Origin of the sequence: Nocardioides sp. CER19 (assembly GCF_029846275.1) — a bacterium.
Classification (GTDB): domain Bacteria; phylum Actinomycetota; class Actinomycetes; order Propionibacteriales; family Nocardioidaceae; genus Nocardioides.
This window is the reverse complement of record NZ_JARVWS010000002.1, coordinates 534563-560079: the sequence shown is the minus strand read 5'-3', so window position 1 is coordinate 560079 and position 25517 is coordinate 534563. Positions and strand designations below refer to the sequence as shown.

Here is a 25517-nt window from a genome sequence, read left to right as displayed (position 1 = left end):
GGTCAGAGGTCGGTCACACCCTCCGCGACGACGACCGCCGGCCCGGCGAGCAGGACCCGGTCGTCGGCCGTCCACGTGATGGTGAGCCGGCCGCCGGGAACGTCGACGACGTACGGCGTCTCGCGGGCCGCGCCGTCGGCGTCGGCCGTGGCGACCATGACCGCGCAGGCGCCGGTGCCGCAGGACCGGGTCTCCCCGCTCCCCCGCTCGTGCACCCGCATCCGGACGTGCCGGTCGGCGACGCGGACGACGAACTCGACGTTGACGCCGTGGGGGTAGACGTCCTCGTCGTGCTCCGGCGGGTCGAGCAGCGGACCGACCGGCCCGTGCGGGTCGAGGTCGGCAGGGTTGTCGAGGAACACCACCGCGTGCGGGTTGCCCATGTCGACGTGGCGCGCGCTCCACGTCCAGTCGCCGACGGAGACCGCTGACGAGCCGAACAGCTGCGGCGTGCCCAGGTCGGCGGTGATCTGGTCGCCGTCGACGTAGACCGTCTTCAGGCCCGCGCGGGTGCCGATCGGGATACCGCCGGCCGGGTCGGCCAGGCCCGCGTCGACGAGGTGGCGGGCGAAGACCCGGATCCCGTTGCCGCACATCTCGGAGGTGGAGCCATCGGAGTTGCGGTAGTCCATGAACCACTCGGCCCGGTCGGCGTACTCCGGCGCGTGGGCGCTGCTGCGGACGACACGCAGCACGCCGTCGCCGCCGATGCCGGCCCGGCGGTCGCACAGCGCTCGCACGCGCTCGGCCGCCAGCTCGCCGTGCACCGTGCCGTCGTGGTCGGGCAGGAGGACGAAGTCGTTCTCCGTGCCGTGTCCCTTGAGGAAGGGATAGGCCATCAGTAGAGGCCCTTCTCGTAGGACGGGCCGTAGTAGGCCTCGAGCTCCTCGAGCGTGCCCGGGGCGTTCTCGACCTCCTTGGCGATGACGGCGCGCCGCGGCACGCGGGCGTCCGGCGCCCAGGTCTCCGGCTTCCACAGCGCGCTGCGCAGGAGCGCCTTGCTGCAGTGGAAGAAGATCTCCTCGATCTCGACGACCAGCGCGAGCACCGGCCGCTTGCCCCGGACCATCATCTCGTCGAAGAACGGTGCGTCGGACACCAGCCGGGCGCGGCCGTTGATGCGGAGCGTGTCGCCGCGGCCCGGGATCAGGAAGTCCAGCCCGACGTGGGGGTTCGCCAGCACGTTGCGGTAGCCGTCGACCCGCTTGTTGCCGGGCCGCTCGGCGATCGCGATCGTGGTGTCGTCGATGACGTGGACCAGCCGGCCGGCCGGGTCGCCCTTCGGCGAGGCATCGCAGCGCCCGTCCGCGTCGGCGGTGGCGAGCACGCAGAACGGCGTCGCGGCCAACCAGTCGCGGTCGACCTGGAGCAGCCGCTCGCGACCCTTGGTGCGGGCCCGCTCGTTGGGCTCCCCGACCAGGCCGACGAGCTCGTCGAGCGTGCTGATCTCGGTCCAGGTCGCTGCGGTCACCCGCTGATCGTACGGGGGTCAGCGGCGCGGCTTCACCACCATTGCGGAGCCGCCGCCGCGGCGCTTGGGCTCGGCCACCGCGGTGAGCTGGCCGTGCCTGCCCATCTCGATCGCGGTCGCCGCGCCGATCTCCTGGGCGCCGGTGAACGTGTCGCCGGACGCCTTCAGCTGCTGGCCGTACGGCGCCAGCGCGGCGCCGTACTCGGCGATGAAGGCGGGCTCGGCCGTGCTCACCTGCGTGTTGGTGTTGGCGACGCGCGGCTCGGCCATCGCCTGGGCGATCGTCAGGCCGCGGTCGATCCGGTCCACGAGCAGCTGGCTGACGGTGTCGATGATCGTCGCGCCGCCGGGCGAGCCGAGCGCGAGCCAGGGCCGGTCGCCCTCGAGCACGATGGTCGGCGACATCGAGCTGCGCGGGCGCTTGTTCGCCTCGATGCGGTTGGGGTCCTTCGGGTCGTAGGCGGCGCTGAAGTCGGTGAGCTCGTTGTTGAGCAGGAAGCCACGGCCGGGCACGACGATGCCGGAGCCGCCGGTCTGCTCGATGGTGAGCGTGTACTCGACGACGTTGCCCCAGCGGTCGACGACGGTCAGGTTCGTCGTCTCGACGTTCTCGGTCTCCCTGCCGGCCTGGCCGCGGGCGGCGGCCGTGCCGCACTTCCCGTCGTACGACGACACGGTGCCGGCCGCCACCGGCTTCTGCGCGGCCTGGTGCTCGTCGAGGGAGCAGGCCCGCTCGGCTGCATAGGTGTCGCTGAGCAGGTCGGTCAGCGGGACGTGGACCGACTTCGGATCGCCGACGTAGGCGTTGCGGTCGGCGAACGCGAGCGCGGAGGCCTCGATGTAGTGGTGGTAGAGCGCGCCCGGGTCCATGCCCGCGAGCTTGTAGCGCTCGAGGATGTTGAGCATCTCGCCCACGGTGGAGCCGCCGGAGGAGGACGGCGCCATGCCGTAGACCTTCAGGCCGCGGTAGCCGACCTCGGTCGGCTTCCGGTCGATCGTGCGGTAGCGGCGCAGGTCTTGCCGGGTCATCGTGCCCGGCATGGCAGGCAGGGTCGCGCCCTGGACCGTCGGCGGGTGCTGGACGGTGTGTGCGATCTGCCCGGCGAGCGGGCCACGGTAGAGAGCGTCGACGCCGCGACGGGCGATCAGGTCGTAGGTGCGGGCCAGGTCCGGGTTGCGGAACCGGCTGCCCACGCGGGGCAGGTGCCCGCCCTTGAGGAAGAGCCGCTTCGTCGGCCGGAACTGCGCGAACCGCTTCTCGTTGTCGGCGGTCTGGTCGTGGAAGGTCTGGTCGACCACGAAGCCCTTCCGGGCGAGCCGGGTGGCGGGCTTCAGCGACCCGGCCAGGCTGCGCGTGCCCCAGCGGTGCAGGGCCCGCTGCCACGTCTTGAGGGTCCCGGGCACGCCGACCGCCACCCCGCTCGAGACGCGCTCGGGGGTGAAGTTGTAGGGCTTCCCCGTCTTCGGCTCGATGAACGCGTCATGGCTCATCCCGTGCGGCGAGGTCTCGCGACCGTCGATGGTGCCGATCCTGTGCGTCTTCGCGTCGTAGTGGACGAAGTAGCCCCCGCCACCGATGCCGGAGCTGTAGGGCTCCGTGACGCCGAGCGCCGCGGCCGCGGCGACGGCCGCGTCGACCGCGTTGCCGCCGTTCCGCAGGACCCTGAGGCCGATCCGCGTCGCGTCGGGGTCGACCGTGCTGATCGCGCCGCCGCGCCCGACGCTCGTCGGGATCTTCGGTGGCGCGTTCGGGGCCTGCCTCACCGCCGCTGCCGCGGCGGCGCGCGCGCTGGCGAATCCGGGTGCGACCAGCGCGGGGCTGGTCGAGCTGATGACGGCGAGGGCGATCGCGACGGTGGGGATCCGGTGACGCATGGGATCTCCAGTGCCCCGCGGGACCGGTTCTTTAACGGTCGATCTGATCGACCACCCGGTAACGACCGCAGAGGAACGCCTCGTTGCGGGCGATCTCGAGCAGCTCGAGGTCGAGCGCCCGCGGCAGCAGCGGGGCGCCACCACGCAGCGTGACCGGGGCGTACTGCACCCACACCTCGTCGAGCAGCCCCGCGTCGGCGAACTGACCGGCCAGGTCGCCACCCCCGACCACCCAGAGCGCCTTGCCGCCCGCGGCGGCAGTCATCTCTGCGTGCACCGGCGCGACCGGCCCGCGCCGGAACCGCACGTCCGCGCCCTCGACGACCGGCAGGTCGCGGTGCGTCATCACCCAGGCCGGCTGCGAGTAGCCCCACTCGTCGCCGGCGTCGACGTGGTGCTCCTTGATCCAGAGGTAGGTCGTGGCGCCCATGACGAGCGCGCCGACGCCATCGATGAACGGGCCGTAGTGCATGGGGCCGTTGGCGTCGATCGGCTGCTTGAACAGCCAGCCCAGCTCGTTGTGCTCGTCGGTGATGAAGCCGTCGAGACTGCTCGCGGTGAAGTACGCGGTCACCATGGGACCAGGGTGCACCCGCTCAGGCCTGCCCGACCGCCTCGACCGCCTCGATCGCCTCGATCGCCTTGTCGACGCGGCCCGGGTCGTCGAACCAGACCCAGACCACGCGCGGGTCCTTGCGGAACCACGCGTCCTGGCGCCGGGCGAACTGCCGCGTCTTCACGGCCGTGCGCCGCTTCGCCTCCGGCAGCGTCAGTACGCCGGCCAGGTGCTCCGCCACCTCGCGGTAGCCGATCGCCGTGGCCGCTGTGCGCGACCGCGCGAGGCCTTCGTCGAGCAGGCTCTCGACCTCCGCCACGAAGCCGGCGTCGAACATCTCCTCGACGCGCTGCAGGATCCGGGCGTCGAGGGTCTCCCGGTCGATGTCGACGCCGATCTGGATCGAGTGCGGGTCGACGTACTCCTGCACGGGGAGCCGCGCGCTGAACGGAGCGCCGGTGATCTCGATGACCTCCAGTGCGCGGACGATGCGGCGGCCGTTGTCGGGCTCGATGCGGCCGGCCGCCACCGGGTCGGCCTGCCGGAGCCGTTCGAAGAGCGGGCGGACGCCGTGCTCCTCGAGCTCGCGCTCGAGCCGCTCGCGGACCGTCGGGTCGGTGCCGGGGAAGTCGAACCGGTCGAGGACCGCGCGGGTGTAGAGGGCGCTGCCGCCGACCAGCACCGGGGTGCACCCGCGGCCGCGCAGGTCGGCGATCGTCGTGCGGGCCAGTCGCTGGTACTCCGCCACGGTCGCCGGCTCGGTCACCTCGAGCAGGTCGAGCAGGTGGTGCGGGATGCCGCGACGCTCGCCGAGCGGGAGCTTGGCGGTGCCGATGTCCATCCCCCGGTAGAGCTGCATGGCGTCGGTGTTGACGACCTCGCCGCCCAGCCGCTCCGCGAGGTCGAGGCTGAGCCCGGTCTTGCCGGCGGCCGTGGCGCCGACCACGGCGACGACCGGGATCGCGTTCGCGTCGCCGACGCCCTGCCCTCCCACCGCCATGAGGACTAGTGTTTCAAACGGCCCGGCTCCGCTCGGAGCCACCGACCGACGGGGGAACGACATGGGCTTCCTGGACAAGGCGAAGGGCGCACTGAAGAAGGGCGTGGACACCCAGGGCGAGAAGGTCGGCCAGGGCGTCGACAAGGCGGCCGACATCGCCGACGAGAAGACCGGCGGCAAGCACAGCCGGCAGTTCGACCAAGGCGCGGACCGGACCAAGGACGCGCTCGACGGGCTCGACGGCAAGGACGACGACATCCGCTGACCGACCTCCGCCCTGCCCCCGCGGACCTTCTGGGGCGGGCGGGAACGGCGTGACCGACGGGGCGCCTCACCGGCCACGGCAGTCAATCGCGCCCCAATGGGCCCTCAGTGCCATACCTCACCGCTCGACCGGTTACCGGTCGTCGGAGCAAGTGATGTTCGACGAGGGAGGCACACGATGGATCTGGGTCCACAGCCACGGCCCGCGGCGGAGCCCGGGGAGCCGGAGCCCGGCGGCCCCGACGCACCGCCGTATGCAGGAACGGGCGTGGTGCGCGACATCCGCGCCTCGAACCCGCCGACGGGCGGGGACGAGAGCAGCGGCATGGGCGTGAGCAGCGAGCGTGTCGGTCACACCGGACCGGGCCAGCACGCCACGGACGGCGTGAAGGACACCTCCGTCGACAACGACGGCGACACCGACGTCCCACCGGAGCAACGGCCCGGCAACGAGGAGACCAACCCGGTCGGTCTCGAGCCGAAGGCGGGCTACCCCTCGCTCGACCCGCGGTCCTCGGACACCTAGCCGCAGACGGGAGCGTCCGGCAGCGGCGCCGGTACGCCGACCGTCGGCATCCCGAGTGAGACGCCGGCGGGAGCGGTCGGTGCCGCGTGCCGCGCCTCCCAGGCGTCACCTGACCGGGTGCGGCGCACCGCGAGGACCGCACCGTCGGCCTCGAGGTAGTGCGGCGCGCCCCGGGTGATCTGCACGGTCACCATGTCGCCCGGTCGGATCTCGACGCGCTCGACCAGCGGAGAGAGCGCCGACGAGAAGTGCACGAGCCGGTTGTCGGGCGCGCGCCCGGACAGCCGGCCCGTCGCCTCGTCGCGCCTGCCCTCGCCCTCGGCGACCAGCACCTCGACGACACGGCCCTCGAGCTTCTGGTTCTCCTCCCAGGAGATCTGGTTCTGCAGCTCGATGAGCCGCTGGTAGCGATCCGCCACCACCGACGGCTCGATCTGGTCGGGCAGGTCGGCGGCCGGCGTACCGGGGCGCTTGGAGTACTGGAACGTGAATGCGCTCGAGAAGCGCGCCTCGCGGACCACCTTCAGCGTCTCCTGGAAGTCCTCCTCGGTCTCCCCGGGGAAGCCGACGATGATGTCGGTCGTGATCGCGGCGTCGGGCAGCGCGGCGCGGACCCGCTCGATGATCCCGAGGAACTTCGACTGCCGGTAGGACCGGCGCATGTCCTTGAGGACCTTCGAGGAGCCCGACTGCAGCGGCATGTGCAGCGAGGGCATCACGTTGGGCGTCTCCGCCATCGCCTCGATGACGTCGTCGGTGAACTCGGCCGGGTGCGGGCTGGTGAACCGGACCCGCTCGAGGCCCTCGATCTCACCGCACGCACGGAGCAGCTTCGAGAACGCCTGCCGGTCGCCGAACTCCACCCCGTAGGCGTTGACGTTCTGCCCGAGCAGGGTCACCTCGGAGACGCCCTCGGCGACGAGCGCCTTCACCTCGGCGAGGATCTCGCCGGGTCGACGGTCCTTCTCCTTGCCGCGCAGCGACGGGACGATGCAGAACGTGCAGGTGTTGTTGCAGCCGACCGAGACCGACACCCAGGCCGCGTACGCCGACTCGCGCTTGGTCGGCAGCGTCGACGGGAAGACGTCGAGCGACTCGAGGATCTCGACCTGCGCCTCCTCCTGCACGCGGGCGCGCTCGAGCAGGACGGGCAGCGAGCCGATGTTGTGGGTGCCGAACACGACGTCGACCCACGGTGCCCTGCTCGTGATCGTGGCGCGGTCCTTCTGCGCCAGGCACCCACCGACGGCGATCTGCATGCCCGGGCGCTTGGCCTTCACCGGCGCGAGGTGGCCGAGGTTGCCGTAGAGCTTGTTGTCGGCGTTCTCGCGCACGGCGCACGTGTTGAAGACGACGACGTCGGCCTGCTCCCCGTCGGGGACAGCGACGTAGCCCGCGTTCTCGAGCAGTCCGGAGAGCCGCTCGGAGTCGTGGACGTTCATCTGGCACCCGTAGGTGCGGACCTCATACGTGCGCGTCATGACGGGAAAAGCGTACGGCGACCCGCCGACGCCGCCGGAATCTGCGATCGTGGGTCCATGGCTGGCTGGTCGATCGGTTCCACCGACTCCATGCTCTCGCTCTGGTCGCGCGGGTCGGTGCTGTCGATCGGCAGCGTCGGCTCGTGCGCGTCGGTGGGCAGCGTCGGGTCGTTCGCGTCGGCGTTCTCGATCGGCTCGTCGATGTCCCTCGGCTCGCTCTGGTCGTTCCAGTCGCGCGGCTCGGTGCTCGCGCACCAGTCGGACGGCGCCGTGGCGTCCAGCCAGTCGAGCCGGGCACTCGGTGGCCGGCGTACGTCCGGGGCGCTTCCGCCCTGGACGGCGACCGCTGCCGTCGTCGGCGCCGTGGCCCTCGCGGTCGTCGCCGTGAGCCGCCCGCGACGCTGAGTCTGCGACTGTTCGAACGATCGATCGCCTATGCGTCGTGTTAAGGCGTTCCTCAGTATGGGTAGGGTCTACCGCCATGACAGAGCTCGGAACTGTCGGCCGTGGCCCTTTGGTGACGCTCGACCACGTGGACAAGTGGTTCGGCGAGCTCCACGTGCTGCAGGACATCAACCTGACGATCGCCCGCGGCGAGGTCGTCGTCGTCATCGGGCCCTCCGGGTCGGGGAAGTCGACGCTGTGCCGCGCGATCAACCGCCTGGAGACGATCGACAAGGGCACGATCACGCTGGACGGCCAGCCGCTGCCCCAGGAGGGCAAGGCGCTGGCGCAGCTGCGTGCCGAGGTCGGCATGGTGTTCCAGAGCTTCAACCTCTTCGCCCACAAGACGATCCTCGAGAACGTCATGCTCGGCCCGATGAAGGTCCGCAAGCAGTCGCGGGCTGACGCCGAGAAGAAGGCGCGCGAGCTCCTGGACCGGGTCGGCGTCGGTGCGCAGGCGGAGAAGTACCCCGCCCAGCTCTCCGGCGGTCAGCAGCAGCGCGTGGCGATCGCCCGCGCGCTGGCGATGGAGCCGAAGGTGATGCTCTTCGACGAGCCGACCTCGGCCCTCGACCCCGAGATGATCAAGGAGGTCCTCGACGTCATGGTCGACCTGGCGAAGCAGGGCATGACCATGGTCGTCGTCACCCACGAGATGGGCTTCGCGCGCACCGCCGCGGACCGGGTCGCCTTCATGGCGGACGGCCGCATCGTCGAGGAGAACACGCCCGAGGAGTTCTTCGACAACCCGCGCAGCGAGCGGGCGAAGGACTTCCTCTCCAAGATCCTCAAGCACTGATCAACGACACAAGGAGACAGAGGATGCGCATGACCAGGATCAAGGCGGCCACCGCCGCGACCCTCCTGGTGCTCGGGCTCGCAGCCTGTGGCAACGCGGGGAACGACAACAGCGACAGCGGTCCGGACGTGAAGGTCAGCGAGAACGCCGCCGACAGCTTCGCCGACGGCAGCCGGATGAAGGAGCTCGCCCAGTCCGGCAAGATCAAGATCGGCGTGAAGTTCGACCAGCCGGGCATCGGCTTCAAGGGCGCGACCGACAAGATCCCGAGCGGCTTCGACCCCGAGATGGGCAAGATCCTGGCCGCCTCGCTCGGCATCAAGCCGGACGATGTCGAGTGGACCGAGACGATCTCGGCCAACCGTGAGCCGTTCCTCCAGAAGGGCCAGGTCGACCTCGTGATCGCGTCGTACTCGATGACCCCCGAGCGGCAGAAGATCGTCGGCCAGGCCGGCCCCTACTACGTCACCGGCCAGCAGCTCCTGGTGAAGAAGGACAGCGACATCTCGAAGCTGGACGACGTCAAGGGCAAGCAGGTCTGCTCGGTCACCGGCTCGACGTCGTTGGACCAGATCGAGGCCAAGGGTGCCAAGCCGCGCGGCTTCGACACCTACTCCGAGTGCGTCGACCAGGTCCTCAACGGGACCGTCGACGCGATGACGACGGACGGCGCGATCCTCATGGGGTACGCCGCCGAGAACCCGGACAAGCTCAAGGTGGTCGTCGACCCGTTCTCCGAGGAGCGCTACGGCGTCGGCTACAGCAAGGACCACCCGGAGATGTGCCAGTGGATCGTCGACACGATCAAGAAGGCGCAGGACGACGGCGACTGGGCCAAGGCCTTCGAGGCGACGCTCGGCAAGTCGGGCGTGGACACCCCTGAGCCGCCGCAGATGGACGCCTGCCCGTCCGCGTGATCCCCACCCGGTCTCGATACGTCCTCGCCGGCGCTCGGGCTGCTCGACCGGCGGTCGCCGGTCGAGCAGCCCCGCGAGGAACGAGCGGGGCGTATCGAGACACTCTCGGAAGGTGATGAGTTGAGCGAGATCCTCGACAACTTCGACCTGGTCCTCCGCGCGTTCTGGCTGACCATCCAGCTGGCCGTCCTGTCGGGGATCGCGTCGATGGTGCTCGGCACCCTGCTGGTCGCGATGCGGATCGGGCCGGTGGCCGTGCTGCGCGGCATCGCGACGACGTACGTGACGTTGCTGCGCAACACGCCGCTGCTCATCATCTTCATCTTCATCTTCATCGCGGCGCCCGACCTCGGCTGGTTCGTGCACACGCCGTTCCTGGTCAAGGGCGTGATCGCGGTGACGCTCTACACCTCGGCCTTCGTGTGCGAGTCGCTGCGCGCCGGCGTGAACGCCGTACCGCTCGGTCAGGCGGAGGCGGCGCGCGCGATCGGCATGACGTTCGGGCAGAACCTGCGCCACGTCGTGCTGCCCCAGGCGTTCCGCGCGTCGGTGCCGCCGCTGGCCTCGACGCTGATCGCGATGACGAAGAACACCTCGGTCGCCGCCGTCTTCGGCCTGATGGAGGCCACCGCCCGGATGCGGTGGTTCACCAACCGCTACACCGACGACACGATCACGATCTTCATCGTCTTCGCGATCGGCTACATCATCCTCGTCGAAGTGCTCTCGCTCGGCTCCTTCGGCCTCGAGCGGCGCTGGAAGGCGGCCCGATGACCACCGTCCTCTTCGACGCGCCTGGCCCGCGGACGCGCGCCCGACACCGGCTCTACACGGTCGTGACGGCCGTCGCCATCGTGGCCGCGGTCGTCGGCTTCATCGCCTACCTCAACAGCAAGGGCGCTCTGGCCTACCACCTGTGGGAGCCCTTCGTCACCCCGCAGTACGTCCGCGCGCTGCTCGTCGACGGGCTCCTGAAGACGCTGGAGATGGCGTTCGCATCGGTGCTCTTCGCCATCGTCTTCGGCGTCGTCTTCGGCGTCGGCAAGCTCTCCGACCATGCCTGGCTCCGGTGGATCTGCCTGCTCGTGGTCGAGTTCTTCAGGGCCGTGCCCGTGCTGCTGCTGATGATCTTCGTGTTCTTCTACTGGGGCATCACCCACGACGAGTTCGGCCGCCTCGGGAGCGTCGTCATCGCTCTGACGCTCTACAACGGCGCCGTTCTCGCCGAGGTCTTCCGAGCCGGCATCCAGGCCGTCCAGAAGGGACAGGCGGAGGCGGCGTACGCCATCGGCCTCCGCAAGACGCAGGTGATGACCTCGATCCTGCTGCCGCAGGCGGTGAAGATCATGCTGCCCGCGCTCATCAGCCAGTGCGTGGTGGCGGTGAAGGACACCAGCCTCGGCATGTACGTCGCCGCGCCCGGCCTGACCTTCGTCGGCAAGCAGATCTACAACCAGTTCCACAACCAGTTCCAGACCGCGATCGTCATGGCGGCGCTCTACATCGCCGTGAACCTGCTGCTGACGCTCGCCGCGACCTGGGCACAGCGGAGGCTGGTCGGGGAGAAGAAGCCGCTCGACGTCGGCATGACCGCGATCTCGACCGCGGGTGCGGAGACGCAGAGAAGCACTGTCTGAGAGCCTGTCCCCATGCGCGCGCTGCTGGTCGGCGTACTCGCCGTGGCGGTGTCGGGCTGCGGCGCCGACCGCCCCGCGCCGCCCGCCGACGCGGGCCCGGCCACCATCGCCGTGACGTCGAGCGCGTTCACCGACGGCGCGTCGATCCCGGAGCAGTTCACCTGCCGCGGCGCTGGGACCGCTCCCCCGCTCGCGTGGACCGGGGCGCCGCCCTCAGCGGCGGCGCTCGCGCTGGTCGTGGTCGACCCGGACGCGCACGACTACTACCACTGGATCGCGCTCGACCTGCCGGCCGCGTCCACCTCGCTGGACGGCCCGGCCGCGCACGAGGCCCGGAACTCGAAGGGCACGACCGGGTGGACGCCACCGTGCCCGCCGAGCGGTCGGCACCGCTACCGGTTCACGGTCTACGCGCTGGATGCGGAGACAGGGCTCGCGACCGGGGCCGGCACCGTCGAGGCGCTCGACGCCATCGAGGAGCACGCGGTCGCGCACGGCACGCTGACCGGCGTCGTCAGCGCTTCTTCGGGGTGACCCAGAGGCGGATGACGCCCTCGACGACGACCGTCCCGTCGTCGCGGACGCCCTTGACCCGCACCGGCAGGTCGCCGTCGGCGGTGTCCCACTGCTCCTGGTCGGTCTCGGCGATGCAGGTGATGTCGCTCGTCGCCTTGGCGGTGTAGGCGACCTCCATCCCCTTGGGGATCCAGCGCTTGTCTGTCGGGATGGTCACCTCCGCCAGCGCGCCCATCGCCATCTCGAGGCCGTTGCACAGCGCGATGGCGTGCACCGTGCCGAGGTGGTTGTGCACGCGCCGCCGGTGGCGGATCCGGACCGCCGCGCGGTTGGGTCGCAGCTCGGTCACCAGCGGCCGGATCGAGCCGAAGTACGGCGCCTTCTGGCTGAACGCCAGCGAGAAGACCTTCTTGCCGATCACGGGCATCCGGCTGGTCGTGTTCCACAGGGACTCGAGCTGGCTCATGCACCAGAGATTACTGGTCGGTAACCTCGCGCACCACCTCGACCCGGTTGCCGAACGGGTCATGGGCGTGGAATCGCTCGAACCCGCCGGTCTCGGTCAAGGCGTTGTAGCGCTGCGACCAGTCGACCTCGAAGCCGAGGTCCTCCAGCCGGGCACCCAGCGACTCGAGCTCGGCGGTGCTGTCGACGGCGAGGGCCGGGTGCGCGCGCTCCGGAGGCCGGGGGTCGGCCTCGACGCCGAGGTGGATCTCGGCGCCGCCTGCGCTGCGGAACCAGGCGCCGCCGCGCTGGGCGAGCCCGGCCGGCTTGTCGACCTCCGCGAGGCCGAGGCCGTCGCGGTAGAACCGACGCGCCTCGTCCTCGCCGCCCGCCGGCATGCCGACCTGGACGTGGTGGAGCCTCATCGACGCACTCCCACCACGAACACGCGACGGAACGGCAGCACGACCTGGCCGTTCCTGGCGGGGTAGGCGGCACGGAGCCGCCGCTTGAGCCGGGCCGCGAACCGCTCGAACAGGTCCTCCGGCAGGGCCGCGCGCGTCGGCAGCAGGCTGGTACCGCTGATCCAGTCGAAGACCGCGTCCGCGCCCGGCAGCACGTGGAGGTACGTCGTCTCCCAGGCGTCGACCTCGAAGCCCTCCGCCTCGAGCACCTCCAGGTAGGTGGCCGGGTCGTGGCTGCTCGGCTTCTGCAGGTCGAGGGTGTGCCGGCGGTAGGGCTCCTCGGCGGCGAGCTCCTCGCGGAGCGCGTGACTGGGCTCGTCGAAGTTCCCCGGCACCTGGAACGCGAAGACCTCGCGGGCGCCGGCCGCCAGGCGCGGCAGCAGCTCGAGGTGGTCGGGCACCCACTGGAAGGTGGCGTTGGAGACGACCACGTCGGCGCTCCCGTCCCACTCGCGGACGTCGGCGAGCTGCCAGTCGATGCCGTCGTGCTCGTGGCGCGCCCGCTGGATCATCGCCGGGCTGCTGTCCACGCCGGTGACCTTCGCGCCCGGCCACCGGTCGGTGAGCAGCCGGGTCAGGTTGCCGGGGCCGCAGCCGAGGTCGACGACGGTCGCGGGGGTGGGCGTGGGGATGCGGGCGATCAGCTCCACGAACGGACGGCCGCGCTCGTCGGCGTACGTCAGGTAGCGGTCGGGGTCCCAGGGCTGCGCCATCGTGGTCGCCTCCAGATATCTTGATGTCGAGATATCTCAACCTTGGCCCGAGTGTGTCTCGATGTCAAGATTCTCGATCCGCTACCCTCGTGCCCATGAGGGACGAGGTCGACGACCTGGCCGAGGCATGGGCGCGCGAGCGCCCCGACCTCGACCTGGCTCCGGTCGCAGTCTTCTCCCGGCTCTCCCGGTTGTCGCGCCACCTCGACCTGGCCAGGCGCGAGGCGTTCACGGCGCAGGGCATCGAGTCGTGGGAGTTCGACGTGCTGGCCGCGCTGCGCAGGGCCGGGTCGCCGTACGAGCTCTCCCCCGGCCGGCTGCTCCGGGAGACGCTGGTGACGAGCGGGACGATGACCAACCGCGTCGACCGGCTCGCCACGCGCGGCTTCGTCGAGCGCTACCCCGACCCGGAGGACCGCCGTGGCGTGCTCGTGCGGCTGACCCCGGAGGGCAAGGACGCGGTCGACGGCGCCTTCACGTCCCTGCTCGAGGCCGAGCGGGCGTTCCTCACCGACCTCACCGCGCGCCAGCAGTCCGACCTGGCCGACCTGCTGCGCAAGCTGCTGTCGCCGTTCAGCTGAGGCGACGGGCGTTGGTTCGTCGAGGTATGCAGACGAACCAACACCTCCCGCGCGGAGTTCCGCCCGGGGAGTGCGCATTCGCCTGCATACCTCGATGAACAGTCAGTCGAGGACCTCCGCCGCCTCCAGCCACTCGAGCTCGAGATCGGCCTTCTCCGCGAGGAGCTCGTCGAGCCGGCGACCCAGCTCGGCCAGCTTCTCGTAGTCGGAGACGTGCTCGGCGAGCGCGATGTTGAGCTGGGCCTCCTGCTCGGCGATGCGGGCGAGCTGCTTGTCGATGCGGGTCATCGCCTTGCGGGCGTTGCGCTCCTCGGCCGAGCCGGACTTGGCGACTCGCCTGTCGTCACGGTGAGCGTCCGGCTCACCAGGTCTCGACGCGCTGCCGCCACCTCGTTCCTCGGTGGCGACGCTTGCTCGACCTTCGCCCGCCCACGGGGCGCCCTCGTTCCTCGGGCCCCCCTGCTCCCTCCGCTCGAGGTACTCGTCGACACCCCGGGGCAGCATCGAGATCTGGCCGTCGCCGAGGAGCGCCCAGACGGAGTCGGTGACGCGTTCGAGGAAGTAGCGATCGTGGGAGACGACGATGAGCGTGCCGGGCCAGCCGTCGAGGAAGTCCTCGAGCACGTTGAGGGTGTCGATGTCGAGGTCGTTGGTCGGCTCGTCGAGGAGCAGCACGTTGGGCTCGGTGAGCAGGAGGCGGAGCAGCTGGAACCGACGCCGCTCGCCACCCGAGAGGTCGCCGAGCCGCGCCGTGAGGCGGTCGCCGGTGAAGCCGAACCGCTCCAGCAGCGAGGTCGCCGACAGCTCGCGGCCGTCGAGCGTCTTGGTCACCCGGCGGATCGACTCGACCGTGTCGAGCACGCGGGCGGTGGCGTCCACGTCGTCCAGGTGCTGGGTCAGGTGCGCCAGCGCGATCGTGCGCCCGTGCCGCACCCGGCCCGCCGACGGAGCGAGCGACCCGTCGAGCAGGGACAGGATCGAGGTCTTGCCGGCGCCGTTGACGCCGACGATGCCGATCCGGTCACCGGGGCCGATCCGCCACGTCGCGTGTGAGAGCAGCTGCCGCTCACCACGGAAGAGGTCGACGTCCTCGACGTCGATGACGTCCTTGCCGAGCCGCTGGCTCGCCATCCGCGACAGCGCGAGGTCGTCGCGCGGCGCGGGCTCGTCCTCGATGAGGGCGTTGGCGGCGTCGATGCGGAACTTCGGCTTCGACGTGCGGGCCGGGGCGCCGCGGCGCAGCCAGGCCAGCTCCTTGCGCATGAGGTTCTGCCGGCGTACCTCGGACGCGGCGGCCTGTCGGGCCCGCTCGGCCTTGGCGAGCACGAAGGCGGCGTACCCGCCCTCGTAGGTGTCGACCTGGCCGTCGTGGACCTCCCAGGTCCACTGGCAGACGGCGTCGAGGAACCACCGGTCGTGGGTGACGACGACCAGCGCCGACGGCCGGGCGGCGAGGTGCTCGGCCAGCCAGGCGACGGCCTCGACGTCCAGGTGGTTGGTGGGCTCGTCGAGGACGATCAGGTCGTGGTCGCCGAGGAGCAGCTCGGCGAGCGCGCAGCGGCGGCGCTCACCGCCGGAGAGCCCGAGGACGGCGCGGTCCAGCGAGACGCCGGCGAGCAGCACCTCGACGACCTCGCGGGTACGCGGGTCAGCCGCCCACTCGTGGTCGCTGCGGCCGCCGAGCACCGCCTCCCGGACCGTGTGGGAGTCGACGAGCTGGTCGCCCTGGTGCAGGTAGCCGACCAGCAGCCCGCGCTGCCGCGACACCCGCCCGGTGTCGGGCTCCTCGAGGCCGGTCATCACCTCGAGCAGCGTGGTCTTGCCGTCGCCGTTGCGGCCGACGATGCCGATCCGGTCCCCCGCGCCGACACCGAGGGAGACGTCGGACAGGAGCGGACGGATGCCGTAGGACTTCGAGACGTGCTCGAGGTTGAGGAGGTTCGCCATGACCTCCCCAGTGTTTCAGAGCAGGTCGACGACGTGACATCCGGCGACCGGCGCCGGAGCGAGCCAGTGCCCGATGCCGGCGTCGACGAGCTCCGCCGCGGCCGCACGAGCACCCTCCACGTCGTCGTAGAGCATGAGGTGGGTCGGGCCGGAGCCCGACAGCAGCACGGCGTTCGCGCCGATCGCCTCGAGCCGGCGGCGGACCTCCACGAGGTCCGGCCGGAGGTCGTACGCCGCCGCGGCCAGGTCGTTCGACAGCTCGGCCCCGAGCGCCTCGGACTCGCCGGCGGCGAGGGCGTCGAGGAGGTCGGCCGGGACCTCCGGATCCGCCGCGTCGACGACGCCACGCTCGACGAGCGCGTCGAAGTGGCGGTAGACAGCAGGGGTCGACAGGCCCTCGGGATGCGGCACGACGATCCACCAGAGCTCGGTGGCATCGGCGACCGGCGTGACCAGCTCCCCCCGGCCAGAGCCGATCGCGGTACCGCCCAGCAGGGCGAACGGGACGTCCGAGCCGAGGTCCGCGGCGATCGCGAGGAGGTCGTCGTCGGGGGTCTCGAGGCCCCAGAGACGGTCGAGGGCGACCAGGGTCGCGGCCGCGTCGGCGGAGCCGCCGGCCATCCCGCCGGCCACCGGGATGCCTTTGTGGATCTGGATCTGTGCGGTCAGGGCCACGCCGTGGTGAGCGGTCAGCGCACGCCCCGCGCGGATCGCGATGTTGGTCTCGTCGTCCGGGACTGCGGCGAGGTCGATCCCGTCGTCGGCCACGGTGTGGACGGACCAGTCGGCGGCTTCGGCCACGGTCACGTCGTCGTAGAGCCCGATGGCCTGGTAGACGGTCGCCAGCGGGTGGAAACCGTCGCCGCGCACCCGCCCGACGCCGAGGTGGAGGTTGATCTTGGCGGCCGCGCGGACCGTGACGGCGCTGCTCTCCGGCTCGGCCAGCTCGCTCACTCCAGCTCCTCGGCGATCCGCACGAAGTCGGTGATCTCCAACGACTCGCCCCGCGCCAGCGGGTCGATACCGGCGCGCTTCAGGGCCGCCTCGACGCCCTGCGCGTCCCGCGCGGCCAGGCCCTTGAGCGCGCCCCGCAGGGCTTTGCGCCGCTGCCCGAAGGCCGCGTCGACGACGGCGAACACCCGCTCGCGCGGCACGGTCGTCGTCGGCGGCTCGCGGTGCTTCCAGTAGACGAGACCGCTGTCCACGTTGGGGGCGGGCCAGAAGACGTTACGGCCGATCGCGCCGGCCCGGCGTACGTCGGCGAACCAGGCGGCCTTGACGCTGGGAACCCCGTAGACCTTCGACCCCGGCTTGGCCGCCAGCCGGTCGGCGACCTCGGACTGGACCATCACCAGCCCGTGTCGCAGGGACGGCAGCAGGGTCATGAGGTGCAGCAGGACCGGGACGGAGACGTTGTAGGGGAGGTTGGCCACCAGCGCGGTCGGCGGCGGCCCGGGGACCTCGGTGACCCGCAGCGCGTCGGCGAGGACCACCTCGAAGGACGCCGCCTGGGCGGGTGCGAACTCCGCGATGGTGCGCGGCAGCCGCTCGGCCAGCACCGGGTCGACCTCGATGGCGGTGACCCGGCCGGCCACCTCCAGGAGCGCCAGGGTGAGCGACCCGAGCCCGGGGCCGACCTCGACGACGACGTCGTCGGCGCCGACGCCCGACTCGCGCACGATCCGCCGGACCGTGTTGGGGTCGATGACGAAGTTCTGACCACGCTGCTTGGTCGGCCGGAGGTCCAGCTCGGCCGCGAGCGCCCGCACCTCCGCCGGTCCGAGCAGGCGCGGCGGGGTGGGCTCGGACATGGAGGTCACCCTATCGGCGGCGGGTCGGGAGCCTCGCACCCTCGGGTCGGGGCTCTGCGTCAGAGCCCGACGGGAGGGGCGAGGCTCCCGACCGCCGGTTCAGCGGGGCAGGCCCAGCTTCGCGGCGCAGGCCGGCCAGGCGCCGTACCCGCCGGCGTTGTCACGGACCCGGGTGGCGACCCGGATCTGCTCCTCGCGGCTGTTCTGGTCGGGCCGGCCGGACCCGCCGTTGGCCTGCCAGGTGCCGATGTTGAACTGCAGGCCGCCGTAGTAGCCGTTGCCCGTGTTGGTCTGCCAGTTGCCGCCGGACTCGCAGCCGGCGAGGCGGTCCCAGACGGAGCCGTCGGCGACGGCGGGCGCGGCGGGCGCAACGGGAGCCGACTTGGTGCCGACCTTGACGATCTCGGGCACCGGGCGTCGCGTGACGGACGACGACACGACGGTCCGCTTGATCAGCTCACCGTTCTTGAAGACCAGGCGGTAGGTGACGTCACGGACGCCGTCCTTCCCCCCGCGAGCCACGGCGCGGGCGCCCTTGAGCGCCGAGGCGTCAGGCTTCTCGACGGTGCCGAACGGGACCGGCTCGGACCCGACGTGCTTGGTCGCGGTGCGCAGGCGGGTCCAGGTGATCTTCGTGCCGTCCTTGACGACGGCGTCGAGGGCCGGGCGGACCTTGTCGTCCGAGTCGGGCTTCGCGCCGACCTGCTGCAGCGCCTCGGCGACCGTGCTGGCCGTGACGGTACGCCGGACCGGGTGGTGCCCGGCCAGGTCGAGCGTCAGCGTCTTGGGAGTGACGACCTCGAGGGCGAGCCCCGCGCGGCCGATCGTCGCGCTGCGGCTGACCGAGAGGGCTGCCTTGTTGAAGCTGCGGCCGATCTCGGAGAGGGCGGAGGAGACACCCGTGGAGGTGACCCAGTAGGTCTGCTTGGTGCCATCGACGTCGACGGTCAGCGGGCGGCCGAACTTCACGCTGATGCGAGTGCCGTCCTCGACCTTGTCGTCGAGGCTGGGAGCGACGCGGTCGTGGTCGCCGACGCGGATGTGCTGGTCGCGGAGGATGTCGGCGACGGTGTCGCCTCGGGCCGACACCTCACGGGTCTTCCCGTCGAGGGTCAGGCTGACGTCCTTGGCGAGGGCGGTGTAGCCGGCGGTGACGCCGACCACCGCGAGGAGGGCCAGGGTGCTCAGGCCGATGAGCAGCGGTCGGCTGCCACGGGCCAGAGCGAACTTGAACATGCGGCTCTGGGCGAAGGACACAGGGCTCCAGACTTCGTGCTACCCGGGCCTCGGGCACCGCGGGCAGCAGCCCCCGAAGGCACCCCCGCCGCGGTGGCGCCAGTGGCTACTGGCTACCGATCCCGGCTGTCAACCGTCCACCCGAACAAATTCCGCCGCGATTGGCAAGTCGGGACCGTCCCGGGTACGGGGATTCTCGACCCGCGCGGGCCCGGCGCGAGCCCGCCCCACAGCCTGTTCTCAGGAATCTGAGGCGTTTTTCCCGGATTTTGCTTCGCCGGCCACCGCTTCTCTGGTGAGGTGCCCCTGCAGGCACAACGTCTGCTCCCCGAGACCGTCGCGTCCGAGCCGGCCGGGGTCTTCTTTCCTCGGAGGCACATGTGAATCGACGCATCACTGGCGTCTTGAGCGCGGCCGCGGTCCTCGGACTCGCGGCCGCCACGGTTCCAGGCGGCGCGCACGCCACCCCGTCGCCCGCACACGTCAAGGCGCTCAAGACCGACGCCGGCGCTGCGACCAGGAGCGACGACCGGCCCAGCCCGCTCGAGCAGAAGCGACGGGCGGCGAAGAAGATCGCCGCCGAGAAGCTGGCGTCCGGGAAGGCCAAGACCGTCACGAAGAACGGCAGCAAGGTCGTCGACATCGGCGACGGTGACTGGGTGGAGTACCAGACCGAGGAGACCCAGCAGCTGCTGACGTTCCTCGTCGACTTCGGCGACACCAACACCAACACCGCCTTCCCGGCGAACGCCAGCGGACCGGTCCACGACCAGATCCCGCAGCCCGACCGGGCGAAGGACAACTCGACGTACTGGAAGCAGCACTTCGACCGCCAGCACTACCTGGACATGTTCTTCAACGGCATGCCTGACCAGAACAACGAGTCGTTCAAGGGCGTCTACAAGGAGATGTCGTCCGGTCGCTTCGACCTCGAGGGCGACGTCAGCGACTGGGTGACGGTGCCGAAGACCGAGGCCTCCTACCAGGATGCCAAGGGCAACGAGACCGGCATGGACGACTTCCTCGCGGACTCCGGCAACGCCTGGTACGACGCCCAGGTGAAGGCCGGCAAGACCGATGCCGACATCGCCGCCTACCTCGACCAGTTCGACCAGTGGGACCGCTACGACCTCGACGGCGACGGCAACTACAACGAGCCCGACGGCTACATCGACCACTTCCAGGCGATCCACGCCGGCACCGGCGAGGAGGACGGCTCGCCGGCCTGGGCCATCTGGTCGCACCGCTCGGCCACCAACGTGAACGGCTACGGCGTCGACGGGCCGGCGGTCGGCTCGTGCGCCGCCTGCGCCCCGATCGGCGGCGTCGAGATCGGCCACACCGGCAAGTGGATCTACGACTACACCACGGAGCCGGAGAACGGCGGCCTGGGCGTCTTCGCCCACGAGTTCGGCCACGACCTCGGCCTGCCGGACTACTACGACACCGCCACCGACACCGCTCCCGACGACAACAGCGTCGACTTCTGGAGCCTCATGAGCGCCGGTTCCTGGCTCAGCCACGGCGTCAAGGACAGCCCTGGTGCCGGCACGACGCCCAACCACATGGACGCGGTCTCGAAGTTCCTGCTGGGTTGGCTGGACTACAAGAAGGTCGACCCGTTCCAGACGGCGAGCATCGACCTCGGCCCGTCGTACCACGCGAGCACCCTGCCGCAGGCGGCGGTCGTCGACCTGCCGGACGGTGACGCCTTCGTGACGACCGGCACCGGCTACGCCGGCAGCAAGGGCTACCTCTACAGCGGCCGGGGCGACGACTGGCGCACCTCCGCCATCCAGAGCCCGTCGTTCACGGTCCCGGCGGCGGCGCAGCTGACTGCCCAGGTGGCCTACAACATCGAGCAGGACTGGGACTACGCCTACGTCGAGATCTCGACCGACGGCGGGACCACCTGGAAGAAGGTCCACACCAACCTCTCGACGAGCGACGACCCGAACGAGCAGAACGAGGGCGAGGGCATCACCGGCTACTCGAACCCGAACATCGCCGGCAACCTCACGGGGCAGCCGCCGACGACGTGGGTCAAGCTGGTGGCCGACCTCGGCGCGTACGCGGGCCAGACCGCCCAGATCCGGTTCAAGCACGTCAACGACGCGGCCTACAACGACTTCGGCCTCAAGGTCGACAACGTCGCGGTCGGCAGCGCGCTGTCGACGAACTTCGAGAACGGCTTCGCGGGCTGGACCCAGGGCACCGCCGACGAGTTCTACACGATCACCGGCACCGGCTACGACGTGTCGTTCCCGCGGTTCTACGTCGCCGAGAACCGGGTGTACGGCGGCTACGACCAGACGCTCGAGCAGGGCCCGTACAACCGCGGGTGGCCGGTCTCCAAGCCGAACTACCTGGAGAACTTCCCGTTCCAGGACGGCCTGCTGGTCTGGTACGTCAACGGCCTGTACGACAACAACAACACCAGTGCCCACCCCGGGGGTGGCCTGGCCCTGCCGGTCGACGCTCACCCGACGGCGCTGCGCTGGTCGACGCGTGACGCAGCCCGGTCCCGGATCCAGACGTTCGACTCGACCTTCGGGCTGGCGTCGACGACGCCGCTGAACCTGCACAGCGAGTACAAGGACACCAAGGGACGGCTCCACGCCGTCACGCTCACGTCCCCGGCTCGTCCCGGCGTGGCGACGTTCGACGACTCGGTGCCGTCGGCGTACTACGACGCGGCGAAGCCCGACTCCTCCGTGAAGGTCGCGGGCACCGGCACGACGATCCGCGTCGTCGCCAACAACGAGTCGACGGGGCGGATGACCATCCAGGTCGCCCCGGTGGCTCCCCGACCGGTCACCAAGCTGACGATCTCCCCCGCGCCCCGGGTCGGCATGCGACTGCACGTTGCCGGCGCTTGGACGCAGAGCCCGTCGCTGAAGTACCAGTGGTACGCCAACGGCAGCCCGATCGCCGGCGCCACCGGAGCGACCTTCACCCCGCCGATGGCCCTGCTGGGCAAGGTGCTGACGGTGCGCGTGACCGCGACCACCGCTGAGCACCCCACCGGCACGGCCACGACGGCTGCCGCTCGGGTCCTCCCGGCCGCCGTCGGCCTGTCGGTCAAGGCGAACCGGACGGTGCGGCCGCACAAGAAGGCCAAGGTCACGGTCATCGTGTCGTCGCCGGGCCTGGCTCCCGCCGGCCGCGTCACCGTGCGGTTCTCCGGCAAGAAGGTCACCAAGGCCCTCTCCGGCGGCCGGGCCAGCTTCAAGATGCCGGCCAGGTCGAAGGGCAAGAAGAAGCTCGTCGTCGTCTACACGCCGTCGACCGGCTACTCGAGCGCCACGAAGACCGTGATCATCAAGGTCAAGTGACGCCCGCGCGATAGCGCAGCACGGGGCCCGGCACCGCGAGGTGCCGGGCCCCGGTTCGTGTCTCCAGGGTGTTGCGAGAGGCGCGCTACCAGGCGCCGCCGAACGCAGCCTCGGTGTTCGCGTCGATGGCGGCGCACAGCTCGCCGAGGTCCTCCCCGAGCACCTCCGCCATGACCCGCAGCGTGTGCGGGATGAGGTAGGGCGAGTTGAGCCGGCCGCGGTAGGGCGCCGGCGTGAGGAACGGGGCGTCGGTCTCCACGAGCACTCGGTCGCGCGGCACGATGGCGAGCGCCTCGCGCAGGCCGTCGGCGTTCTTGAACGTCACCGTGCCGGCGAACGAGAGGTAGGCGCCCCGGTCGAGGCAGGCCCGGGCGAACGCCGCGTCACCGGAGAAGCAGTGCATCACCCAGCGGTCGGGCGTGCCTTCGGCGTCGAGCACCTCCAGGATCGCCTCGTGGGCGTCCCGGTCGTGGATCTGCAGCGTCTTGTCGTGCCGCTTGGCGATGTCGACGTGCCGGCGGAAGGAGTACTTCTGGTCGGCGATCCCGTCCTCGCCGGTCCGGAAGAAGTCCAGGCCGGTCTCCCCCACGGCCCGCACCCGGTCGTGGGCGGTCGCGAGCCGCTCGATCTCGTCGAGCGCGGCATCGAGACGCGCGGGCCCGCCGTGCAGCGGCGCGTCGTTGGGGTGCAGCGCGACGGCGGCGATCATCTGCGGGTGCTCCCTGGACGCTTCGACCGCCCAGCGGGCCGACGGCAGGTCGCAGCCGACCTGCACGAAGCGGGAGACGCCGACCGACGCTGCGCGCGCCAGCGCGTCGGCGAGCGGCAGCGCCGCGCCGTCGCGGGCGATGTCGAGGTGGCAGTGGTTGTCGACGACGGGGTGCGGCAGCACGGTGTCGGGGACGGGCGGGAAGGTGCTCCTCTCCGCGCTCACGACTTGTGCACCAGGTCGTAGACCTCGCGCTTGGGTACGCCGGCCCGGCGGGCCACCTCCACGATCGCCTCCTTGCGCGACATGCCGCCCTCCTCCAGCCCGGCGACGGCGGCCAGCAGATCCTCCGGCTCCGACGACGCGGCCGCCGCGGTCGCCCCGGACACGACGACGGTCACCTCGCCGCGCACGCCCTCGGCGGCCCACTCGACGAGCGCGGCGAGGGGCCCCCGCCGTACCTCCTCGTGGGTCTTGGTGAGCTCGCGGCAGACGGCGGCCGCACGGTCGTCGCCGAATGCCGTCGCCATCGCTTCCAGCGCGGCCTGGGTGCGGTGCGGCGCCTCGAAGAACACCATGGTCCGCTCCTCGGCGGCCAGCGACGCGAGCCGCCGAGCCCGCTCGCCGGCCTTGCGGGGCAGGAACCCCTCGAAGCAGAACCGATCGACCGGCAGACCCGAGACCGCCAGCGCCGTCAGCACGGCCGAGGGGCCCGGCACCGCCGTCACGAGTACGTCGGCCTCGACCGCGGCGGCCACCAGCCGGTAGCCCGGGTCGGACACCGAGGGCATCCCGGCGTCGGTCACCAGCAGGACGCGCTCCCCGGCCAGCAGGGACTCCAGCAGCACCGGCGTACGGGCCGACTCGTTGCCCTCGAAGTAGGACACGACCCGGCCGGCGATCGTCACGCCGAGGTCGCCGACCAGCCGCTTGAGCCGGCGGGTGTCCTCGGCTGCGATGACGTCGGCGGTGGCGAGCTCGGACGCCAGACGGGGAGGCGCGTCCTCGACCCGTCCGATCGGGGTCGCGGCGAGGACAAGCGTTCCGGTCACGCGTCCGATCATGTCAGCCCCCGTACCCTTGCCCGTCGTGACGGTCATCGACGAGCAGCCGGTGGCCTCCCTGTCCCGGACGGCGTCGGGCGCGGAGGTGCCCACGGCCTGGGAGCGGGCGCGCGCCCTGCTGCGCCTGCGCGACCCGCTCGTCGGCTGGGTCGCGACGGTGCTCGTCACGGTGCTCGCGTTCGTGATGCGGCTGTGGCACCTCGGCACCCCGCGTGAGTTCCAGTTCGACGAGACCTACTACGCCAAGGACGCGTGGTCGCTGCTGCACTTCGGCTACGCGCGCAACTACGCGGACAACGCCAACGAGCAGATCCTCGGCGGCCACACGACGGGCTCCTTCCAGAGCTCGCCCGAGATGGTGGTCCACCCCGAGGTCGGGAAGTGGCTGATCGCGCTGGGCGAGAAGGCGTTCGGGATGGACCCGTTCGGCTGGCGGATCTCGTCGGCCGTCGTCGGCGCCCTGATGATCCTGGTGATGATCCGGCTCGCCCGGCGGATGACCGGCTCGACGCTCATCGGCGTCGTGGCGGGGCTGCTGCTGAGCTTCGACGGCCTGCAGTTCGTGTTGTCCCGGCTCGCCCTGCTCGACATCTTCGTCGCGTTCTTCACGCTCTGCGCGGTCTCCTGCGCGGTCGCCGACCGGGACTGGTTCCGGGAGCGGCTGGCGCGCCGGCTCGAGGGCCCGGCGACGGGCTGGGGCCCGCGGGTCCTGTGGCGGCCCTGGCTGCTGGCCAGCGGCCTGTTCTGGGGGCTCGCCGTCGGCACCAAGTGGACGGCGATGTACCCGCTCGCCGCGTTCGGCGTGCTCGTGTTCGTGTGGAGCGCCGGTGCTCGCCGGTCCTTCGGCGTGAGGATGCCGCTGCTCAAGGGCGCTCTCGCGGACGGCGTGCCCGCTTTCGTGCACCTCGTCGTGGTCGCCGCGCTCGTCTACACCGTGTCGTGGACCGGCTGGCTGATGCACGCGCACACCTACGAGCAGGCGCTGTCCTCCACGCAGTACACCACCTACGCGGGCCAGGGGCACTGCGAGAAGACGACGTACGTCGCCGACAACCCGGACACCGACAAGCGCTGGCCCACGGCGACCGAGCCGGACGCGCACGGGCTCGGCGAGGTGGAGCAGTCGCTGCGCTCGCTCTGGTACTACCACCAGGACGTGTGGACCTTCCACACCCACTTCCTCAACTGCGCGACGCACGTCTACGCCTCCTCCCCGGCGGGCTGGCTGCTCCTCAACCGGCCGGTCGGCGTCGCCGCGACGACCGACATCAAGCCGGGCGACCAGGGCTGTACGGCGCCGCAGGGCTCGGACTGCATCAAGCAGGTCATCCTGCTCGGTACGCCGATGCTGTGGTGGGGCGGGGTCGTGGCGCTGCTCTACGCCGTCGCCATGTGGCTCGGCGGGCGCGACTGGCGCTTCGGCGTGGCCGTGGTCGGCGTCGCCTCCACCTGGCTCCCGTGGTTCCTGTACGACGACCGGCCGATCTTCAGCTACTACGCGATCGTCACCCTGCCGTTCCTGGTGCTCGCCCTCGCGCTCGCGATCGGCAAGCTCATCGGCCGGGAGCGCGAACCGTCACCGCGTCGCACCGCGGGCGTCGTGCTCTCCGGTGCCTACCTGGTGCTGGTGATCCTCAACTTCGCGTGGTTCTGGCCCATCTACACCAACGCGCTGCTCACCCACGCGTCGTGGCTGGACCGGATCTGGTTCCAGCGCTGGATCTAGC

Annotated in this window: 26 protein-coding genes; 11 read left to right on the top strand and 15 right to left on the bottom strand. The window is 71.1% G+C overall.

From position 1 onward, the window contains the following. Positions 1 to 2: 2 nt before the first annotated feature. From dapF to miaA, 5 genes are read right to left on the bottom strand one after another with little or no spacing between them, the layout of a single operon-like run. Positions 3 to 839 carry a diaminopimelate epimerase gene (dapF, locus tag QDS12_RS11190; RefSeq protein ID WP_279879066.1) on the bottom strand — a complete coding sequence of 279 codons (837 nt, stop codon included), beginning with the start codon at positions 837 to 839 and terminating at the stop codon, positions 3 to 5. After that, a complete protein-coding gene (locus QDS12_RS11185; protein ID WP_279879065.1) occupies positions 839 to 1471 on the bottom strand; it encodes a pyridoxamine 5'-phosphate oxidase family protein in 633 nt (210 codons plus the stop codon). The genes dapF and QDS12_RS11185 overlap by 1 nt, the downstream gene beginning before the upstream one ends. An 18-nt stretch (positions 1472 to 1489) precedes the next feature. Further along, positions 1490 to 3346, bottom strand: coding sequence for a gamma-glutamyltransferase (gene ggt / locus QDS12_RS11180; protein ID WP_279879064.1), 1857 nt, complete (start codon positions 3344 to 3346; stop codon positions 1490 to 1492). Between the two features lie 31 nt (positions 3347 to 3377). After that, positions 3378 to 3923 carry a dihydrofolate reductase family protein gene (locus QDS12_RS11175; RefSeq protein WP_279879063.1) on the bottom strand — a complete coding sequence of 182 codons (546 nt, stop codon included), beginning with the start codon at positions 3921 to 3923 and terminating at the stop codon, positions 3378 to 3380. Between the two features lie 19 nt (positions 3924 to 3942). Further along, entirely contained in the window at positions 3943 to 4902 is a 960-nt protein-coding gene (gene miaA, locus QDS12_RS11170; protein WP_279879062.1) for a tRNA (adenosine(37)-N6)-dimethylallyltransferase MiaA, read from the bottom strand. 61 nt (positions 4903 to 4963) lie between these two features. On the opposite strand from miaA, the gene QDS12_RS11165 reads away from it, so the two are divergent. Together QDS12_RS11165 and QDS12_RS11160 are read left to right on the top strand one after the other, a co-directional pair. Continuing rightward, positions 4964 to 5167 (top strand): antitoxin, encoded by a 204-nt coding sequence (locus QDS12_RS11165; RefSeq protein WP_279879061.1) that lies wholly within the window; start codon positions 4964 to 4966, stop codon positions 5165 to 5167. Positions 5168 to 5344: 177 nt separating this feature from the next. Next, a complete protein-coding gene (locus QDS12_RS11160) occupies positions 5345 to 5692 on the top strand; it encodes a hypothetical protein (RefSeq protein ID WP_279879060.1) in 348 nt (115 codons plus the stop codon). Here QDS12_RS11160 and miaB read toward each other — a convergent pair. Then, on the bottom strand, positions 5689 to 7173 hold the full coding sequence (gene miaB, locus QDS12_RS11155) for a tRNA (N6-isopentenyl adenosine(37)-C2)-methylthiotransferase MiaB (protein WP_279879059.1): 1485 nt from the start codon (positions 7171 to 7173) through the stop codon (positions 5689 to 5691). The genes QDS12_RS11160 and miaB overlap by 4 nt on opposite strands. A 57-nt stretch (positions 7174 to 7230) precedes the next feature. Here miaB and QDS12_RS11150 point away from each other — a divergent pair, with 57 nt between their 5' ends. The 6 genes from QDS12_RS11150 to QDS12_RS11125 all read left to right on the top strand — a co-directional run bounded on the left by QDS12_RS11150 (position 7231) and on the right by QDS12_RS11125 (position 11504). Continuing rightward, the gene (locus QDS12_RS11150; RefSeq protein WP_279879058.1) at positions 7231 to 7578 is read left to right on the top strand and encodes a hypothetical protein; all 348 of its coding nucleotides are present in this window, start codon (positions 7231 to 7233) and stop codon (positions 7576 to 7578) included. 76 nt (positions 7579 to 7654) lie between these two features. Next, complete coding sequence (locus QDS12_RS11145) at positions 7655 to 8416, top strand: amino acid ABC transporter ATP-binding protein (RefSeq protein WP_279879057.1); 762 nt, start codon at positions 7655 to 7657, stop codon at positions 8414 to 8416. Between the two features lie 29 nt (positions 8417 to 8445). Next, a complete protein-coding gene (locus QDS12_RS11140) occupies positions 8446 to 9333 on the top strand; it encodes a glutamate ABC transporter substrate-binding protein (RefSeq protein ID WP_279879056.1) in 888 nt (295 codons plus the stop codon). Positions 9334 to 9453: 120 nt separating this feature from the next. Next, entirely contained in the window at positions 9454 to 10107 is a 654-nt protein-coding gene (locus QDS12_RS11135) for an amino acid ABC transporter permease (RefSeq protein ID WP_279879055.1), read from the top strand. Continuing rightward, positions 10104 to 10970: an amino acid ABC transporter permease gene (locus QDS12_RS11130; protein WP_279879054.1), complete on the top strand. Its 867-nt coding sequence runs from the start codon at positions 10104 to 10106 to the stop codon at positions 10968 to 10970. The genes QDS12_RS11135 and QDS12_RS11130 overlap by 4 nt, the downstream gene beginning before the upstream one ends. Positions 10971 to 10982: 12 nt before the next feature. Further along, on the top strand, positions 10983 to 11504 hold the full coding sequence (locus QDS12_RS11125) for a YbhB/YbcL family Raf kinase inhibitor-like protein (protein WP_279879053.1): 522 nt from the start codon (positions 10983 to 10985) through the stop codon (positions 11502 to 11504). Here the strand turns inward: QDS12_RS11125 and QDS12_RS11120 are convergent. Genes QDS12_RS11120 through QDS12_RS11110 form a run of 3 tightly spaced genes read right to left on the bottom strand, consistent with a single transcriptional unit; the run spans position 11485 to position 13107 of the window. After that, positions 11485 to 11952 (bottom strand): hotdog fold domain-containing protein, encoded by a 468-nt coding sequence (locus tag QDS12_RS11120; protein WP_279879052.1) that lies wholly within the window; start codon positions 11950 to 11952, stop codon positions 11485 to 11487. The two genes, QDS12_RS11125 and QDS12_RS11120, sit on opposite strands and share 20 nt — an antisense overlap. A 10-nt stretch (positions 11953 to 11962) precedes the next feature. After that, positions 11963 to 12355: a VOC family protein gene (locus tag QDS12_RS11115; protein WP_279879051.1), complete on the bottom strand. Its 393-nt coding sequence runs from the start codon at positions 12353 to 12355 to the stop codon at positions 11963 to 11965. After that, the gene (locus tag QDS12_RS11110; RefSeq protein ID WP_279879050.1) at positions 12352 to 13107 is read right to left on the bottom strand and encodes a methyltransferase domain-containing protein; all 756 of its coding nucleotides are present in this window, start codon (positions 13105 to 13107) and stop codon (positions 12352 to 12354) included. Before QDS12_RS11110 ends, QDS12_RS11115 begins: the two co-directional genes overlap by 4 nt. Before the next feature lie 95 nt (positions 13108 to 13202). On the opposite strand from QDS12_RS11110, the gene QDS12_RS11105 reads away from it, so the two are divergent. Continuing rightward, positions 13203 to 13688 (top strand): MarR family transcriptional regulator, encoded by a 486-nt coding sequence (locus tag QDS12_RS11105; RefSeq protein WP_279879049.1) that lies wholly within the window; start codon positions 13203 to 13205, stop codon positions 13686 to 13688. 102 nt (positions 13689 to 13790) lie between these two features. Here QDS12_RS11105 and QDS12_RS11100 read toward each other — a convergent pair whose 3' ends face one another. The 4 genes from QDS12_RS11100 to QDS12_RS11085 form a co-directional block, all read right to left on the bottom strand. Continuing rightward, a complete protein-coding gene (locus QDS12_RS11100) occupies positions 13791 to 15635 on the bottom strand; it encodes an ABC-F family ATP-binding cassette domain-containing protein (protein WP_279879048.1) in 1845 nt (614 codons plus the stop codon). 15 nt (positions 15636 to 15650) lie between these two features. Then, on the bottom strand, positions 15651 to 16589 hold the full coding sequence (locus tag QDS12_RS11095; protein WP_279879047.1) for a 4-(cytidine 5'-diphospho)-2-C-methyl-D-erythritol kinase: 939 nt from the start codon (positions 16587 to 16589) through the stop codon (positions 15651 to 15653). Continuing rightward, positions 16586 to 17446 (bottom strand): 16S rRNA (adenine(1518)-N(6)/adenine(1519)-N(6))-dimethyltransferase RsmA, encoded by an 861-nt coding sequence (gene rsmA / locus QDS12_RS11090; protein ID WP_279879046.1) that lies wholly within the window; start codon positions 17444 to 17446, stop codon positions 16586 to 16588. The genes QDS12_RS11095 and rsmA overlap by 4 nt, the downstream gene beginning before the upstream one ends. A 99-nt stretch (positions 17447 to 17545) precedes the next feature. After that, a complete protein-coding gene (locus QDS12_RS11085; RefSeq protein WP_279879045.1) occupies positions 17546 to 18682 on the bottom strand; it encodes a resuscitation-promoting factor in 1137 nt (378 codons plus the stop codon). A gap of 404 nt (positions 18683 to 19086) precedes the next feature. Between QDS12_RS11085 and QDS12_RS11080 the strand changes: the two genes are divergently transcribed. Then, positions 19087 to 22017: an immune inhibitor A domain-containing protein gene (locus QDS12_RS11080; RefSeq protein WP_279879044.1), complete on the top strand. Its 2931-nt coding sequence runs from the start codon at positions 19087 to 19089 to the stop codon at positions 22015 to 22017. 85 nt (positions 22018 to 22102) lie between these two features. Here QDS12_RS11080 and QDS12_RS11075 read toward each other — a convergent pair whose 3' ends face one another. Next, a complete protein-coding gene (locus QDS12_RS11075; protein WP_279879043.1) occupies positions 22103 to 22951 on the bottom strand; it encodes a TatD family hydrolase in 849 nt (282 codons plus the stop codon). After that, complete coding sequence (gene rsmI, locus QDS12_RS11070; protein WP_279879042.1) at positions 22948 to 23790, bottom strand: 16S rRNA (cytidine(1402)-2'-O)-methyltransferase; 843 nt, start codon at positions 23788 to 23790, stop codon at positions 22948 to 22950. Before rsmI ends, QDS12_RS11075 begins: the two co-directional genes overlap by 4 nt. 25 nt (positions 23791 to 23815) lie before the next feature. On the opposite strand from rsmI, the gene QDS12_RS11065 reads away from it, so the two are divergent. Continuing rightward, positions 23816 to 25516, top strand: coding sequence for a phospholipid carrier-dependent glycosyltransferase (locus QDS12_RS11065; protein ID WP_279879041.1), 1701 nt, complete (start codon positions 23816 to 23818; stop codon positions 25514 to 25516). Position 25517: the final 1 nt, after the last annotated feature.